Origin of the sequence: Nostoc mirabile CHAB5784 (genome assembly GCF_020829645.1) — a bacterium.
GTDB classification, from domain to species: Bacteria; Cyanobacteriota; Cyanobacteriia; order Cyanobacteriales; family Nostocaceae; genus Nostoc; species Nostoc mirabile.
The window spans coordinates 1-16,626 of sequence record NZ_JAIVFS010000134.1 but is presented as its reverse complement, the minus strand read 5'-3'; the positions used below and the strand labels follow the sequence as shown (position 1 = coordinate 16,626).

Annotated in this window: 20 protein-coding genes; 10 read left to right on the top strand and 10 right to left on the bottom strand. The window is 39.7% G+C overall.

Annotated features, from left to right (window positions below; all coding sequences use genetic code 11):
* Positions 1-276: 276 nt before the first annotated feature.
* Positions 277-1,926, bottom strand: coding sequence for a mechanosensitive ion channel family protein (locus LC653_RS39535; RefSeq protein ID WP_229500790.1), 1,650 nt, complete (start codon positions 1,924-1,926; stop codon positions 277-279).
* Between the two features lie 390 nt (positions 1,927-2,316).
* Between LC653_RS39535 and ahcY the strand changes: the two genes are divergently transcribed.
* The 7 genes from ahcY (at position 2,317) to LC653_RS39500 (ending at position 6,712) form a co-directional block, all read left to right on the top strand.
* Positions 2,317-3,594, top strand: coding sequence for an adenosylhomocysteinase (gene ahcY / locus LC653_RS39530; protein WP_229500789.1), 1,278 nt, complete (start codon positions 2,317-2,319; stop codon positions 3,592-3,594).
* Between the two features lie 118 nt (positions 3,595-3,712).
* Positions 3,713-4,129: a XisH family protein gene (locus LC653_RS39525; protein WP_229500788.1), complete on the top strand. Its 417-nt coding sequence runs from the start codon at positions 3,713-3,715 to the stop codon at positions 4,127-4,129.
* Positions 4,117-4,446: a XisI protein gene (locus LC653_RS39520; protein ID WP_229500787.1), complete on the top strand. Its 330-nt coding sequence runs from the start codon at positions 4,117-4,119 to the stop codon at positions 4,444-4,446. The genes LC653_RS39525 and LC653_RS39520 overlap by 13 nt, the downstream gene beginning before the upstream one ends.
* 14 nt (positions 4,447-4,460) lie before the next feature.
* The gene (locus LC653_RS39515; RefSeq protein ID WP_229500786.1) at positions 4,461-4,880 is read left to right on the top strand and encodes a XisH family protein; all 420 of its coding nucleotides are present in this window, start codon (positions 4,461-4,463) and stop codon (positions 4,878-4,880) included.
* Positions 4,868-5,200 carry a XisI protein gene (locus LC653_RS39510; RefSeq protein WP_229500785.1) on the top strand — a complete coding sequence of 111 codons (333 nt, stop codon included), beginning with the start codon at positions 4,868-4,870 and terminating at the stop codon, positions 5,198-5,200. Before LC653_RS39515 ends, LC653_RS39510 begins: the two co-directional genes overlap by 13 nt.
* Positions 5,201-5,581: 381 nt before the next feature.
* Positions 5,582-5,980 carry a hypothetical protein gene (locus tag LC653_RS39505; protein WP_229500784.1) on the top strand — a complete coding sequence of 133 codons (399 nt, stop codon included), beginning with the start codon at positions 5,582-5,584 and terminating at the stop codon, positions 5,978-5,980.
* Between the two features lie 129 nt (positions 5,981-6,109).
* Positions 6,110-6,712 carry a hypothetical protein gene (locus LC653_RS39500; RefSeq protein WP_229500783.1) on the top strand — a complete coding sequence of 201 codons (603 nt, stop codon included), beginning with the start codon at positions 6,110-6,112 and terminating at the stop codon, positions 6,710-6,712.
* A gap of 117 nt (positions 6,713-6,829) precedes the next feature.
* Here the strand turns inward: LC653_RS39500 and LC653_RS39495 are convergent, their stop codons facing one another.
* Both LC653_RS39495 and LC653_RS39490 read right to left on the bottom strand, forming a co-directional pair.
* Positions 6,830-7,252: an HNH endonuclease gene (locus tag LC653_RS39495; protein WP_229500782.1), complete on the bottom strand. Its 423-nt coding sequence runs from the start codon at positions 7,250-7,252 to the stop codon at positions 6,830-6,832.
* A 17-nt stretch (positions 7,253-7,269) separates the two neighbouring features.
* The gene (locus tag LC653_RS39490; RefSeq protein ID WP_229500781.1) at positions 7,270-7,575 is read right to left on the bottom strand and encodes a hypothetical protein; all 306 of its coding nucleotides are present in this window, start codon (positions 7,573-7,575) and stop codon (positions 7,270-7,272) included.
* Positions 7,576-7,657: 82 nt separating this feature from the next.
* On the opposite strand from LC653_RS39490, the gene LC653_RS39485 reads away from it, so the two are divergent.
* Complete coding sequence (locus LC653_RS39485) at positions 7,658-7,897, top strand: type II toxin-antitoxin system Phd/YefM family antitoxin (protein ID WP_229500780.1); 240 nt, start codon at positions 7,658-7,660, stop codon at positions 7,895-7,897.
* Positions 7,898-8,071: 174 nt separating this feature from the next.
* Here LC653_RS39485 and LC653_RS39480 read toward each other — a convergent pair whose 3' ends face one another.
* The 4 genes from LC653_RS39480 to LC653_RS39465 form a co-directional block, all read right to left on the bottom strand.
* Positions 8,072-9,340 (bottom strand): bifunctional sterol desaturase/short chain dehydrogenase, encoded by a 1,269-nt coding sequence (locus tag LC653_RS39480; RefSeq protein WP_229500779.1) that lies wholly within the window; start codon positions 9,338-9,340, stop codon positions 8,072-8,074.
* A gap of 189 nt (positions 9,341-9,529) precedes the next feature.
* Positions 9,530-9,691 carry a hypothetical protein gene (locus LC653_RS39475; protein WP_229500778.1) on the bottom strand — a complete coding sequence of 54 codons (162 nt, stop codon included), beginning with the start codon at positions 9,689-9,691 and terminating at the stop codon, positions 9,530-9,532.
* Between the two features lie 90 nt (positions 9,692-9,781).
* Entirely contained in the window at positions 9,782-10,222 is a 441-nt protein-coding gene (locus LC653_RS39470) for a hypothetical protein (RefSeq protein ID WP_229500777.1), read from the bottom strand.
* Positions 10,223-10,520: 298 nt separating this feature from the next.
* On the bottom strand, positions 10,521-11,378 hold the full coding sequence (locus LC653_RS39465; protein ID WP_229500776.1) for a DUF72 domain-containing protein: 858 nt from the start codon (positions 11,376-11,378) through the stop codon (positions 10,521-10,523).
* 608 nt (positions 11,379-11,986) lie between these two features.
* Between LC653_RS39465 and LC653_RS39460 the strand changes: the two genes are divergently transcribed.
* The gene (locus LC653_RS39460; RefSeq protein WP_229500775.1) at positions 11,987-12,490 is read left to right on the top strand and encodes a hypothetical protein; all 504 of its coding nucleotides are present in this window, start codon (positions 11,987-11,989) and stop codon (positions 12,488-12,490) included.
* A 222-nt stretch (positions 12,491-12,712) separates the two neighbouring features.
* On the opposite strand, the gene LC653_RS39455 is transcribed toward LC653_RS39460, so the two are convergent.
* The gene (locus tag LC653_RS39455) at positions 12,713-13,411 is read right to left on the bottom strand and encodes a pentapeptide repeat-containing protein (RefSeq protein WP_229500774.1); all 699 of its coding nucleotides are present in this window, start codon (positions 13,409-13,411) and stop codon (positions 12,713-12,715) included.
* A 213-nt stretch (positions 13,412-13,624) separates the two neighbouring features.
* Positions 13,625-14,119, bottom strand: coding sequence for a hypothetical protein (locus LC653_RS39450; RefSeq protein ID WP_229486730.1), 495 nt, complete (start codon positions 14,117-14,119; stop codon positions 13,625-13,627).
* A 1,057-nt stretch (positions 14,120-15,176) separates the two neighbouring features.
* On the opposite strand from LC653_RS39450, the gene aroF reads away from it, so the two are divergent.
* Entirely contained in the window at positions 15,177-16,049 is an 873-nt protein-coding gene (gene aroF, locus LC653_RS39445) for a 3-deoxy-7-phosphoheptulonate synthase (protein ID WP_229500773.1), read from the top strand.
* Positions 16,050-16,223: 174 nt separating this feature from the next.
* Here aroF and LC653_RS39440 read toward each other — a convergent pair whose 3' ends face one another.
* Entirely contained in the window at positions 16,224-16,448 is a 225-nt protein-coding gene (locus tag LC653_RS39440; RefSeq protein ID WP_229500772.1) for a hypothetical protein, read from the bottom strand.
* Positions 16,449-16,626: the final 178 nt, after the last annotated feature.

Sequence of the window (16,626 nt, the reverse complement as noted above, 5' to 3'; positions counted from 1 at the left end):
GGAGCAGATATACTACAGAATTGTTAAAGGTCGCGGATGCTTTGAGGCTGACAAGATAATATTTTTAATCTCTAATTCCATTTGATTTGCGTTCTCTCATATCGCTTTTAGTCTAAACTCCAGTTTAGTAAATGCAGAACTAAATAAGGCATTCAAAATGTTGATGCTATGTTCAGTAGTACTTTTTTGAAAGTCATTTGTAATCTTGTAGGGTGGATCACGGCAAGCCGTAACCCACCCTACATTTATAAGTGCCAGATTAACAAATCCAAATTTCTAATTAGCTTTGCCATTACCCTGAAAATTTAACGATTGCTCATCATTGACCCAAATTGCTTGTTGAGGCACAGAAATGGAAATTCCAGCTTGGTCTAGGGCAACTTTCAGGCGGCGGCGAAACTCTCGTGCTACATCCCATTGTTTGAGGGGCTGTGTTTTAATCCAGACGCGAATAATCAAACCGCGATCGCCAAATTGATCTATTCCCAAAACTTGCGGTGTTTCCAGAATTTGACGCTCCCATTGCGGATCTTTATCCATCTCAAAGCCAATACTTTCAATCAACTTCAAAGCCTTTTCAATATCGGCTTGGTAGGCGATGGGGATCGTTAAATCGGCTCGTGACCAACGGCTAGAAAGATTGGCAACAACTTTAATTTCACCATTAGGAATCGTAATCAAGCGCCCTTCGGAATCCCGCACTTGGGTCATCCGCAGATTCAGATTTTCTACTAAGCCTCCCACGTTTCCTACAGTAATCACATCGCCTAAAGCGTACTGGTCTTCTAAAATGATCAAGAAACCATTAATCGCATCTTTAATTAGGTTTTGCGAAGCCAGAGACACCGCAACACCAACTAAACTCGCACCCGCTAGCAAGGGAACGATATCTATCCCCAATGACACCAGCGCTAGCAAGAAGCCTACACCTACGCAGATACCAGTAGCGATGCTTTTAGTCACGCCGGAAAATGTAGAAACTCGCAGTTGCAGCCGTTCAGAACTTTCTGGAGTCAATAAAGCACCACTGCTAATCAGAGTGGTGGTAAAGCGGTCAATGAGGGCGTAGATGAGACGGATTGCTACGTAAGTCCCCAGGAACACAACACCTAATCGCAAAGGAAATTGGGCAGCTGTGAGAATTACTACCTGGAATGGTCGTGTGTAGGGAAATAGACCCAAAATAAAGAAACTTCCACTTCCCCAAATTCCTGCTTGAGTTAGCTGAAACAACCTTCTTTTGACTTCTTGGATATGTCGATGTTGCTGTTGATTCAGTTGGGTTGTAATTGGTTGAGCCGCTACTGGTGAAATTGGATTTAGAGACCCTTCGGGGGGTTGGGAGGCAAGGGGGTATACTAAATCGTTTTTGGAACGCTTTTGCCAGCTATATACACCCCAACTGATCACCATCATTGTCAGTCCGATGCCCGCAGCAATTTTACCTTGGTCGATTAAAAATTGAGTTTGTCTTTCTTGCTTTGCTTGTTGCAAGTCTTCTTGTAACGATTCGGCGATTTGATTTGCCGATGTTGACATATCTACCTCTCGCAATCCAGCATCCTCAGAAGTGATGGTCATCAAATATTGACCGTTGACATAAATCACTGGTAATTCGTTTACTTTGCGAACTTCTACCTTGACTGCTGTCTTTGCTGGTGACTGAAAGTAATTTTGGGCAATTTTCTCCAACTTCTTTTGGATGTCTTCTGAACGCTCAGGAAAGTTGCTTCTTGATGCCGCTATCTGAAATAACCGACGACCATCTAAATAAATCCAGCCTGTAACAAGTCTATTATTTGAATCATTACTCACACTACTGGGAGCTTGCAGTTGCGGTAACAAAGGAATCTGGGCTGTGGCTTTTGGCACAGATACAACAGCTATGGCCATTGAACTAGCGATCGCCAAAAATTGAAAACGCACTCAAACACCTCCTTGAGTAAAATCTATTAATCACTACTTCAACTATCCTGCGTAATTACTTTGGGTAGATGTACCTATCTAAAGTTGAGGTTTTCTTTTGAGATGATGAAATTCTGATGTTTTTTTGGTTGTCTTCTATCTATAGGCAGATGACAATATAGTGAAAATCAGCAACTAAGGGTTAGAAGAGTCTGACTTTTACCAAAGATAAAACAAAAAGGAAGAACCTGGGGAGGAAGTTGACATTATGCTGATCAAACGTCAAGCTAGTTTTGAGGACTATTAACTATTGATTTGCTTTCATACAAGCAAAAATCAGCAGTAGTAGAATAACCTAGTAGAGTGCGTAAATTTTACGTAGCTTTTTTTAATTTTTTGAGGTAACTTTTGATGACCGCAACTTCTCCCCGATTAAAGCACGAGGTTAAAGACCTCGGCCTAGCTGCCTTGGGTAGACAGCGCATTGAATGGGCTGGACGCGAAATGCCAGTTTTGCGGCAAATCCGCGATCGCTTTGCTATCGAGAAACCCTTCGCTGGTTTACGCCTTGTAGCTTGCGCCCACATTACAACAGAAACAGCACACTTGGCGATCGCTCTGAAAGCCGGTGGTGCAGATGCGCTTTTAATTGCTAGCAATCCCTTATCAACACAAGATGACGTAGCCGCTAGCCTCGTCCTCGATCATGAAATTCCCGTCTTTGCTCAAAAAGGCGAAGATAACGAAACTTATAACCGCCACGTCCAAATAGCTTTAGATCATCGCCCCAACATCATTGTTGATGACGGTAGCGATGTGGTTGCGACTTTGGTACAAGAACGCCAACACCAAATCGCTGATTTGATTGGTAGCACCGAAGAAACCACCACCGGCATTGTGCGATTACGCGCCATGTTTAGAGAAGGCGTTCTCACCTTCCCCGCAGTCAACGTCAACGACGCTGACACCAAGCATTTCTTTGATAATCGCTATGGTACTGGGCAATCAACCCTAGATGGCATTATCCGCGCCACAAATATTTTGTTGGCTGGTAAAAACATTGTCGTCGTCGGTTATGGCTGGTGTGGTAAAGGTACAGCCCTCCGCGCCCGTGGGATGGGTGCTAACGTCATCGTCACCGAAATCGACCCCATCAAGGCAATTGAAGCCGTAATGGATGGCTTCCGCGTTCTGCCAATGGCTGAAGCTGCACCCCAAGGTGATATCTTTATCACTGTGACTGGTAACAAGCACGTCGTTCGCGGTGAACACTTCGATGTCATGAAAGATGGTGCGATCGTTTGTAACTCTGGCCACTTTGACTTGGAACTTGATTTGAAATACTTGGCTGCACAAGCTAAGGAAATCAAGGAAGTTCGTCCTTTCACCGAAGAGTATAAATTGAAAAATGGTAAATCAGTTGTCGTTCTCGGACAAGGACGCTTGATTAACCTAGCTGCGGCTGAAGGACACCCTAGCGCAGTTATGGATATGAGTTTTGCAAACCAAGCTTTGGCTTGTGAATTCCTGGTGAAGAATAAAGGTAAGTTGCAACCTGGTTTGCACTCAATTCCTGTTGAAGTCGATCAAGAAATTGCTCGATTGAAGTTGCAGGCTATTGGTATCACGATTGATAGCCTAACAGCAGATCAAATTGAGTACATCAATTCTTGGACAAGTGGAACTTGATACATTGATTAGTTGATTTTTTGAGGGATAGGCATTTTGCTTATCCCTTTTTTTTGTTTCTCACGCAGAGACGCAGAGAGAGGATATGATAAGATATAAAATATTATTTTAACTTTCTATGTCAGCGAAGGATTTCTTTCACAATGCAGTTCGTTTAGCTTTAGAAAAAGATAATTGGTTAATTACTGATGATCCTTTATCGTTTACAGTAGATGGTCTTGAATTTCGGATTGATTTAGGTGCAGAAAGACTTTTAGCAGCAGAAAAAGAAGAACAAAAAATAGCAGTTGAAATAAAATCTTTTTTGGGTAAATCAACGATAAGTGAATTTCATACAGCTTTAGGACAAACACTTAATTACCGTTCTATTTTAAGAAAACAACAATATGAACGTATTTTATATCTAGCAATTAGTTATGAAATATATACAGATTTTTTTCTGATACCGTTGATTCAAGAAATAATTGCTGAACATAAATTAAAATTACTGATATTTGAAAGTCTTAAACAGGAGATTGTTTTATGGAAGGAATGAATTATCCTGAATTAGTAAAAACTGTATTAGGAAGACATACAGAAAATCATTTATCTGAAGAAACAGAAAAAAAGTTAATTTTTGATTGTGAACGAAATAGCTATTTAGTAGTTCATCTAGGTTGGGAAGGTGAAAAACGGACTTATGGTTCAGTGATTCATGTTGATATTAAGAATGGAAAAATTTGGATTCAAAGAGATTTGACTGAGGAAGGAGTTGCTAATGAATTAGTAGAGTTAGGAGTACCGAAAACGGATATTGTTTTAGGTTTTAGATCACCTCATGTCCGGCAGTTTACTGGTTTTGCATCTGTTTAAATTTTTTGCATATCATGTCAGCAAAAGATATTTTTCATAATATTGTGAAAGTAGCCTTAGAAAAAGATGGCTGGAAAATTACACATGATCCCTTGTTTTTTAAACTCTCTGAACAAATTAGAATTAAAATAGACTTAGGAGCGCAAAAGTTAATTTCGGCTGAAAAAGATGAGCAAAAAATAGCAGTAGAGGTAAAAAGTTTTATTGGTGTGTCAGCAATCTCAGAGTTTCATACAGCTGTTGGTCAATTTTTGAACTACAGGGTGGCATTAGAACAAAAGGACTCTGAACGAGTATTATATTTAGCAATATCTCAAGATATCTACCAAGAGTTTTTTATAGATTCTTTTATTCAAAGTGTATTAGAACGGTATGAAATAAAACTATTTGTTTTTCATGTTCAGAAACAGGAGATAGTATTATGGAAAAATTAGATTATCGGGAATTAGTGAAAAAAATCATCTATAAATATGCAAATGAGCAACCCCAGAAAGATTTAGAAAATACCGAAATTGTCTTTGATACAGAACGCGATCGCTACTTATTAGTATATGTGGGATGGCATGATGAAGAAAGAGTGTATGGATGCCCAATTCATATTAGTATTAAAGATGAAAAAATTTGGATTCAGCGCGATTTTACTGAAGAAGGAATAGCTAATCAATTAGTAGAATTAGGTGTGCCGACAACAGATATTGTTTTAGGTTTTAGATCGCCTTATGTCCGGCAGTTTACGGGTTTTGCATCTGTTTAAATTTTTTGTATTCTATCCCGACTGAAGTTGAAGATTAGTCAGAATGGCAAAAACGTTAAATTATGGCTGTGGAAAGTATAGTTGATTTTTTGGAGATAGGCTTTTGGCTTATCCTCTTTTTTTGCGTTTCGCACAAATAAGTAATCTGTCATTATACTATTATTAGATCCTATACAGATGCTCAATTAACTAATTTTTACGGTTAATTTGTCAAATTTTGAATGTCTATCTAATTAATAATAGAGAATTATCTTATTTATGCAAAATAACTTAGAAATTTGTATCCCAGCAGATGTAATTGTAGAGTTGCAAAACGGGATAGATGATGGAATTGTTACTAATCAATGGTGGCAGTCACTTACAAAAGACTAGCAAAAGTTTATGCTAGAAGCAGGTTTTATTTTCTTGCAAAAACAGAAGATAAAAGAATCTCAATTACAAAGTGAATTACTTATTCCCACTCTTATAGAACTTTCAAAAAGTGCTGGCTCTCTAGAATTATATCAAGATGATGATAATCGTTTCTTGCTTTCAGGTAAGATTGAGCGAAATTTATATGGTGTTAGAGGTAGATGCTATTCTCAATCTCCCGAATTTATTGGGACTGTGTGTGAAGAATTTCTTGGAGGGTATGTAGAAGCAAGCACGGCGCATAAACATGGACAACACACAGTTGATGTTATTTGTTTTGCCCTCAATGTACTTCCTGGGGTGACTGCTTCTAAAACTCCAGCTAACAGTATTGCAGACGTTGGTTTGCGATGGGATGTAATTATTTAATGGAATGATTCCTATTTTCCTATTCAGGTTAAAAGTAGTTTTCAAGGAGTTGAAAAAGCTCTAGAAACAGGTATTTTAGGCACTTATGCTCAAGAAAGGATAGAAAATCTTAGAAGCAAGTATTATCAAATGGAAGAAAATTTTCTAAAAAAAGCAAGTCAACATTCGCAAGAAGATAGAGAAAAGAACAAAGCCTACTATAAAAGTCGGCAAGAAAATCTCTCAGAGGTTATGCGTAAGTATACACAAACTACGCCACTGTATATATGGGCTAGTCAAAATAGACAAACTGTACAATTATTAGTTGAGTTATTTACTAATAGTTTTAACATAGAAAATAACTTAAAGCAATATCAAGATCAAGCTGTTGCAGCATATCTGGAAAAATATCCTGATATGTTTGAACTTAAAAGGCAGAAAACACATAAAATTAATGCACAGAAAAAAGAACAAGCAGAAGAAGTAATTCAAGTATTAAAACAGCAGATTCAAGGCAAGCAAAAGCGTATCCGTAATCGTAAAGCTAGGAAACGTCCTGTAGTAATAGAACATACTCAAGCTCTCAAACTAGCTGAGGTTGCACTTAACCGTATACAGGAGCTAATTGAGGGTGAAAAAAAATGGCAATGGTATAGTGACCGAAGTTTGTTTGAGCAAATTCAAAAGCTTAGAGATATGATAAAAAAACTAATTCTCCAATGCTTCAGCAAACAGAAGAACTTTTTACTTTAATTCAGGATTTTACAGGAATTGAAGAACTGGACTTTGACAATTTATAACTAATTTAAAATATTACTATATTTTCGCGTTCTTCCTTTGCGCGAAATAAAACCAAAAATATCTCCATCATTAATCATTAGGAGGATGCCAATTTAAACTAATCCAAATTGCCCTAGCTTGTACAATATCTTCATTGTTTAATCTTAAAGCTAAAACCGTTGCCCTTCCACTAGCAGTTATCCCAATAATATGAGTACCACCATTTGCCCACTGAAAATGATCTAACCATCTTTCTAGACGAGGATTAAATAAAGATACAGATTCATTAATTACAGGATCATTAGCAGTTATTTTTGCTCCTTTAAATTCATTACAGCGATAACAACAAGCAGATAAATTTTCTCGTTCATCACTTCCCCCTAATGAACTAGGCAAAATATGATCCATAACTAAAGGCATACCTATTAAACGGCTAGATGTGCGGCAGTATTCACATCTATATCCAGCCTCATTAATAACTTGTTGACGAATAGATTTAGGGATAGATGACACTGCTATTACTTTACTAATTACTCAAAATCTGGAATAGAATAGCCTTTCCATTTTAAAAGTGTATAAGAGTATGCTTTTTTTAGCATTAAATAATCAGCACTTACTCGGAGCGATCGCAACAATAATCTATCTGATTCACTTAACTGATGATTTTGATTTTTTTCTAAAAGTTGTAAATGCAGTTCTTGTTGACTTTCTGGAATTTGACTTTGACCAACAGTTAATAATTCCTCAATCGTTAATTCTTGCATAGCAATTAATTCACCTTGTAATTCCAGGGGTGCATAATCAACAGTAGGAGGAGCATTTGTTTGTTTAGTCATAATTTTTATAATAATTCCTTAGTTGTTAGTATAGCTTATTATTTATTTATGATAAATGTATATTTTCCTACATACACATATCATGTTAACCGTAACAATTGATGAAATCCAGCAAAATCTAACTAGCTATCTTCAACAAGTAGCAGCAAGAGAAAGTATTATTATCATGCAAGCAGGTAAACCTATTGCAGAAATTAAACCAGTTTCACCCATTTCTCAACAAATTAGACCTTATGGCTTATGTGCTGGGGAGTTCATTGTTCCAGATGATTTTGATAGTCCCTTACCTGAAGAGATTTTAAATAGTTTTGAGGGTAAATGAAACAGAATAGAATAGCCTTTACATTTTAAAAGTCCATAAGAGTATGCTTTTTTCAACATTAAATAATCAGCACTTAGTCGGAGCGATGCCTGCGGCGGGCTATTCGGCGTCGCAAAACTACACGCTATAGGAGCAATTCATGAATTGCCCCTACCTGAAAATCATTCTTTTGGGCTATTGTTTGCGTAAGTCCTGTTCAATTTTCGCTGTTCGGGTGAAGACTCGATAGTATAGCCATGTACTAGTTTCCTTTAAGGGAAATAGCAGATAGGTGAGAGGATTTATTGCCACAATAATATTTCGGAAGTCGCGCCGCGCCAAAAATAAGATCGCACGAGCAACTTGCTGTGCAGACATTACTCCATAAGGATTAAGTTGACTCTTAAACGGGCCAAGAATTAGCTTGCGAATTACACAATCCCCGTCCAAACGTTTGAGGGTAACAATATCTCCTAGCGCTCTTTTGCTGAGTTCATAAAGCGGACTCAGTGCTGGAGAAACCTCAGCCTCAGAAGTGTTTACCCAGATTTCCTTGGTTGCTTTTGCTTGTGGCCCTGTTACAGTTGTCAAAAATATATCCATCAACCGCAATGCTGAAAAGGTATTCACTTCATAAGAAGAGTTGATAGCCTCCGATGTGCGGCTGGCGTAGACATTGATTCCGTGGTTGATAATTAAAATATCTACTTTCTCTAAACTATCTCTCAAATTGGCTTCATTGCCCAACTGCCAGGGAACCACCTTCACCCCAACTTGCTCTACTAATTTTTCTGGATTAGTGGTTAATGCCACAACTTTAGCATTATTCTTGACAAGTTCAGCCGCTAATGCTTGTCCCAACGCTCCCGATGCTCCGGTTAAAGCGATGGTTTTACCCTTGAAAGACAGTCCTGTACCAAGAATTTTATCCACTAGAGGAAAGACACCACTGTAGTAAGCGTTGACATCATCAAAATGATGCCGCCAATGGTAAGACCGATTCACCCACCAAATGGATGGTATTGTCTCTAAAGGGCCGGGTAGGTGGTTGTAGTCTGTATCAATTTTTCCCTGGAAATATCGCACAGACGCGCCATACAAGAAGGTGCAACCATAAGCTACTCCCAGCCATAACCCCATTTGCTGGACAATTAAGGCAATGACTACCAATACCACCAGCAGTAGACTCGACTCTAAAATGTCGTGATAGAGTTGGGATTCTTGGTAAACTTTTAGAGAAACTATCGATAAATCGCGGCGATAAGCCATGTGGTGCTTGTTGTGCCATTTAGCAAGCCAATTGACTTGGTGACACAAAGCATGGTAGCTGTCTCTCAAGACCTCAGCGAGTAAAAGTGAGAAGAGTGCCCAACTAGCAAACTGTAAGCTGGCATTTAGCCAAACCCAATTAATTTGTAATCTTGCTTCAATTCCAATCAAGTTTTCAGCTAGCATTTTTATCATATTTGTCTATACTCGTTTTTCTTAATCATTCTTCAAGTGGTAATTAAGGTTGAGTCTAGAGCAAATAAAAATCAAAGGGAATAGGGAGTAGGGAATGGGGAGTAGGGAATGGGGGATGAGGGAGCAGGGGGAGTGGCAAAAAGCAATATTCAATGCCCCCCGATCGCTCATACTACCAACTGTCGGAATTTAGCTACAATATCCCAGTTCAATAGAGCAATAACCAAGGTTAACCAACTGCAATTGAGACTCGATTGAGATGGCGATCGCAGCAGCATAAATACTTAATTGCCAACGCGTGGGGCGAATAACTTCGGCTCGTGCTGCTTCTGGCACAAATGGAAAATCCATAGCATATTTTAACTTAGTTAGGTACAGAAGTTAGTTCTTAAAACCAGATATTAAGCTTGTTTTACTCCTAACTTCTGCCTACTAACTTCTTCAAAAAGCTCTTTGCCGCAGATGTTGCCCATTAAGCCCTTGCTTAATCCAACTCAGACATTCATATTCGGATTTGAATAATTTGGGAGCTGCAATATTATTCAATAACTCTGGTGGATAATGGTCATAAAAATATTTGTCTCCTTCTTGGAAAATGATTATCAAATTGTTTCGGTAAATGTAGCGCGACTTAAAACTATCTCTGTGACTAACAAACTCTAAATTTTTATCAATATGTTCTTTAGCAATATCAATGATATTACTAACGCTACTTCCATAGATTTTTGCTGGATTTTCTGCTTTATGAAATTGGCTTGTGCGTCCAACCTCCGATAGCAATTTATACGAATAAATCTCGTAATTATCAAGCTTCCCAAAAACAAATGGAATGATGAGATATCCTTTGTAAGAGACTGAATTTTCATAAAGAAGACGACTCATTTCAACCTCCTTTGCTGTAACTGCTCTAAAAAAATTCCCTTAAATCACATTTACATTAAAAATCAATACTTTTCTGTTAAATATATTCATCTATCACCTAAACCCTCATCGCCATTTCACAAAGAGGATTATTTCCTCTTTTGTCAAGCAAAAAGGAATATCAAGCTTTAACAAAAAAGTATCGTAACACTAATTATCGCTCTTTTTTAATTACTAAACATTAGATATTTTGTAAAAGTTAAAAAATTAGAAATTTCATTCTGTGGGCCTACTCCCCCTACTCCTTGCGTCCTGCCTTTCAAGACCATAAACTGAGTTGATTGGGGGGATGCTCAAGGTTATTCCAAGGTAGGGGTGGAACTGGTGTATGACTCTGTTCTAATAGCTGTTGGAAGTGACGAGCTGTGCTGGGCGATCGCGCTTCTATTGGACAATGGACAAAGAAATAAATTCGCACTCCCATTTGCAACCAGTGCTGAATCTGCCTTACCCACTCTTCCATAAACGGCTGATTCACTGATAAATTTGGATGAGAAATAAACCGAATCAGAGTAAAAGGTGCTGTCACACTCAATTGCAACGGTAATTTGGGTTTACGCCGTTCCGATTGTAACTGGGGGTCATCATCTCCAGTATAAATGGGGCGCGAGTCTAACAATACCCGTCCCACACCTAGCTTTTCTAAAAGTGTCGTCAAATTACTCGCATGGGGTTCTCTGAACCAGTCGGGATGCCGAACTTCTAACGCTAGGGGTGCTTCTGTACGCGGCCAAGCTTCCAGAAAGTTGGTCAAATCGTCAAGCAATGCAGGTGCATAACTGGGTGGTAACTGGGCAAATATTGGGCCAAGACGCTTACTTAAAGGGTGCATCCCTTCCAGAAATTTTAATGCAGCCGGAATATAAGGTTTCAACAATCCTTGATGGGTAATATCTCGGGGTAATTTTAGACAAAATTCAAAACCTGCTGGTGTTTCGGCAGCCCAACGGGTTACAGTTTCTTGGTTAGGCACGGCATAAAAGGTGGTGTTACCTTCTACAGTGGTGAAGCGACGACTGTAGAGATGCAGAAAATCGGCAGTGCGAGTGCCTTGGGGATAGAGTTCGCCCGCCCAACCTTTATATGCCCAAACAGCACAACCAATAAAAAAGTTCACAGTGCCTAAAAGCCTTGATGTATCATATTCAATTTTACAGGCAGGTTCTAAGGATGGATCAAGCTAGGTCACATTTCCGACTTCTTGAAGGATACTGCTGATCATTAAAATTACAAATTGCTTTCTCATTTCAGTAGATTCAGCAAGCAAACCCCAGCTTGCTTATTTTAGAGTTATATTAAAACCCAAACTAGTACGCCACGGCGTAAATAGAGCAACCATTTAAAGTCCCTAAAGAGCTTATTCCCTAATACTTTTGATTTTTGATTTTTGACTTCCGCCTTGCGGTACTAGGTAGTAGATATATAGTTAGGTTAATTATTTTAGAGTTATATTAAAACACAAACTAGGTAGTAGATATTGGTAGTACATAATATTTATATATCTAATAATAATATTAGATATGTAACTAATTTTACAATCAAATTACTCATACCCTCAATAAGTAGGATAGCACCTAATACTGCTCATTTAAGGAAAAAACTAGGCTAAAACCCTTGAAATATCCTTATATATAATAATGCCAAAAAAGGCTTAACCGAGAAGAATTGGGATAGCTCCCTTAAAGGAAAAGTTGTAATTTGAATCAAAAATTTAGGAGATCAAAGATGAGTGTTTCAAAATTACATACTTCTTTATTACGCAGCAGCTTTACATTAAGCTTATTGTTTGGAGGACTGATGATTTTTGCTGCGTCGGCAAAAGCACAGGTAGCTGGGGTAGCTGGTAAAAGCTACGATGTCACAATTACTTTACTGAGTACAGGCGATACGGAGCAAGCCTGTTTTGAGTTCGATAATGTCAACACTCTGACTGTTACAGAGCCGGGTGGAAATACGATTTTCTTCACCTTTGCCCCTAGAACACCGAATAGGACTGGTGCAAATGAATTTAGGTGGCAAGCTGTCTCTAGAACTCAGAATTTTGGAGTGAGCGGCTTAGAAAAGGTCTTAGGTTTTCTCAGTCCGGTATCTAACTTATTAGATGGTAATATTGTTAGTCAAGGGGGTGCTACTTTAACATTCCAGGGACAGGCAAAAGCTGTTTGCACACCATTGAACACATTTGATGGACCTAATCCTGGTCAAGCTGATATTTTGCAGCAGTTGTAAATCTCTTGCTCAACTTCTATACTCACGCGGAGGATTGTGGAGGTGTTGTCAACTAGAGGAAGTGCAGAACTCTAGTTGCTAGTTAGGTAATTACTCATTTCAGTAAACTGCGTATTCATTTTGGTGTTTTGGGCAAGCATTCAAGTATATTGAGAAAGCAATATGCTTGAATGCTTATTCATTTGAGTAATTCATCCACTCTGTGTCATAGCGCAGCCTCAGCTATTGAAAAATTGAACCATCAGGCATAATTGCCCCTGCTAAGTTAGTACCAACTAGTTTAACCAGAAGGCGCTCACCAGAGCGAATCCGCGCTCCCGTTAAGTCGGCTCCTCGCAAGTCGGCCCCACTGAGATCCGCTCCAATCAAATTAGCAGCGCGTAAATTCGCCTCCCTGAGATCCGCTAAAAGTAGGTTCGCCCGAAATAAATTTGCTTCAGATAAATTCGCTCCTCTGAGGTTGACTTTGTGCATAAAAGTATCGCTGAGATTAGCACCGCTCAAATTGGCATAACTCAGATTTCTGCCAGATAAATCTTTATTGCTCAAATTTGCCCGACTGTAGTCTTTGCCACTCAAGTCTGAGTTTTGCTTTGGTGGTTTCTGGGTTGTTTGAGATGGTTTTTCCGGTTGCGGTGGCGGTGAGTGTGGTTTCTGGGTTGTTTGAGATGGTTTTTCCGGTTGCGGTGGCGGTGAGTGATGTGTGGTTTGATGTTTGGTTTTTAGAGAACGCAACTTTTCACGAGCTTCATTTATGGCTTTGAGCTTATCTTGTGCTTTCTGCTGTAAACGGAGATTGTCTTTGGGAATGCGATCGGGATGCCAAACAAAGACTAAATCTTTGTAAGCCTGGTTCACTTCTTCAAGTGTTGCCCCAGGCTCTAATTCCAAAACTCTATAGTAGTGCTCCAGATCGCTCATACGATATTTTGGTGGACAATCAACTTAATTATGAGTGATGGAGCAATCTATTCGCTGCATCATTTGTTATTGATCATTGGGCATTGGGCATGGGGCATTGGGCATGGGGCATTGGGCATTGGGCATTGGTTATTAATTTTTCTCTCTCACTCCCCCTGCCTCCCCTGCCTCCCCTGCCTCCCCTGCTCCCAGCTAAGAGCTCCCCTGCTCCACTCATCTCCCCATCTCCCCATTTCTCCATCGAGCGATCGCTCTCAAATATGCTGCAACTGGAATCTGATAAATTTCAATCACAATCCAAACAATAATTGATAAATGTGATAAAAAAGTTAATATCGTCCAAATATATGGCGTCCAGGTAATGGGTTCTTTGAGATTAGCAGGAAAATAGTAAGCTACTATGCCAATTAGAGTAGTGGGAAGAATTACAAAAACTGCTGCTGCTAGTCCATAACCCCAACCTAATTCCACACCTTCCAACTGGCCTTCTGTCCAACTAAAGCCATTCCAACGCCAAATTAAGGGTGGTTGCCTAGAAGGCATCTTGATTTGCTGTAGTTCTAAGTTGACTGTAAAAATTTCTTGGCAAAAGTCACAAGCCATAGCTTCCATCATTGGCATGTGAGAAATCTTACCTATCCGACAGACTGGGCAGGGGTAAACTCCATAATAGTCGAAAGATTGGGCTAAGATTTTGGAACTGGGCATAATGAAACTGAATGATCCTAAAAAGTTAATCTGGTCAATGAGGACTTGGGTAAGAATAATGTATGGCGATCGTCAATTGTCTGCAATAAGCTTTCGCAAGGTGAGGTGACAAGTCAGGAGAATTATATATTTTAACTTCTTAATCCTGGCTTTTTAAGAGGATGTTTTAAAAGTGGCTGGCTGTAATTTTAGGCACTTGTTGATCCCCCCTAACCCCCCTTAAAAAGGGGGGAACCGGAATCAAAGTCCCCCAATTGATCGGGGGATTTAGGGGGATCTAACAACGTTTTGCTACTGACCAGAGGACTTTTAAAACATCCTCTAAACTTCTCAGAGACAAAAGCTATCGTTTAGAGTTCTCTCTGATTACCTTGATTTGGCTGTATTCTATTCCTTTAGAGAATCGCCAGATTCGGAATTTTTAGATTTTTCACCATTGATTTTTGCTCATGTACACTACCCATTAGTCATGACACAACAATAATTTGTAAACTTATTAACTAGGGTGATATCTAATGACAAGCAGCTTTCTTTGTCTACGCAAACAAGCAACTAGCACTTCACTACACAATCAGAACAGGGCATGATTTTGAATTTTGCAAAGCGTTATTAGTCTTTACTCCCACATTTGTACTGAGTCTATCGCTTTTTTATGGTTTGTGGGGGTCTTGACACCGCCTAGTGTTCCTGTTAATGTTACTTTAAATAGGCATATTTATTCAGTTTTCCAGCAAAAGCCCCGCAAATGCTTAACACAAATTTCTACTTATATTTTTGGTTTAGGGTGGTTCACCGGGAGTGAATCGAGTTTCCTAACGGAAACCGCCCGGTGAACCGCAGAGCGAACTCTGCGGTTTTTGTTGTTTTAAGGAGAATTTGATTGTCATGACTTATTTCAGTACCTGGTTTTATGGCTTTTACTTTTGGCCCAGACTAAGTTCCGGGTAAATAGCGTCATGCCAATGAATCAGAACGCGCCCGGAACTCTTCAAAGGTTTCGGGCTTTTTTATTATCCGCAAATAGTGCCCAATACTCAATTTTTAGGAGAACGAAACCATGATTAACGCCAAACTTGCCGCACAATCTCATCCGAACCACCAGACAATCGTTAAAATTTCAGAAAAAGTCGCTTTCGGGGGCAAAGAACTGGTAATTATCGGCGGCCCCTGCACTGTTGAAAGTTTAGAACAAATGGAGATAGTCGCCCAAAAGCTATCTACTGCATCCGTGCAGGGGTTGCGTGGCGGTGTCTACAAACCCCGCACATCTCCCTACGCTTTCCAGGGTATGGGTGAGTCAGGATTGGAAATTTTGGCAAGGGTGCGATCGCATTACAATATGCCAGTTGTCACCGAGGTTATGTCAATTTCCCAAATTGAAGTAGTTGCTGCCCACGCTGATATGCTTCAAGTTGGTAGCCGTAATATGCAAAACTTCGACTTGCTCAAAGCTTTGGGACAAGCTGGTAAACCAATACTGCTCAAACGTGGGTTAGCAGCGACAATTGAAGAATTTGTTATGGCTGCTGAATATATTCTCAGCCACGGTAATCCTGATGTGGTGTTGTGCGAAAGAGGTATCCGCAGCTTCGATGATTACACCCGCAACGTCCTGGATTTAGGAGCAGTGGCAGCACTTAAGCAAATAACTCACTTGCCTGTGATTGTAGATCCTTCCCATGCCGTTGGTAAACGGGAGTTGGTAGCACCTGTGGCTAGGGCTGCGATCGCTTGCGGTGCTGATGGATTAATTATTGAATGTCACCCAGAACCAGAAAAATCTGTTTCTGATGCCCGTCAAGCACTTTCTTTAGAAGATATGGTGCATTTAGTTGATAGTTTAAAGCCTGTAGCAACGGCCGTTGGGCGCAGTATATCAGAAGCGATCGGGGCGGGTTCAAAACCTGCCCCGATTTTTTGTGCAGCTTAAATTTAGTCAAAATAATTCGTAATTTATAATTCGTAATTCGTAATTATTACCCCACGACTGAAGTCGCTTGCTCTGAAATAAGGAATAAATTTATTTGTCTCCATAAAATGTTAGTTAGTTGCTCTGTACCTTTAATTACGAATTACGAATTACGAATTAGTAATTATTTGGTCATTAGTCATTGGTACTAATGACTTTGATTTTTGCACGGCTTTTTATGAAAACGAGCGATCGCGCGAGCTTGTCGGAAAGACAAGCGATGTTTTTGTAGCCGTGGGATGAGTCCAAATATTTATTTGGGCTGAAAGACAAACTGCGATCGCTTTTACGAATACCTCCAGCCATCTGATACTCGTAGCTATCCTCAAGCCAGAAGCTGCTACAGACTGCGCGAAACACCGAAACGTGAAGGCAGAAGCTGCTACAGACTGCGCGAAACACCGAAACGTGAAGGCAGAAGCTGCTACAGACTGCGCGAAACACCGAAACGTGAAGGCAGAAGTTACTACTCTTAAGGCGGAAGCTGCTACAGACTGCGCGAAACACCGAAACGTGAAGGCAGAAGTTACTACTCTTA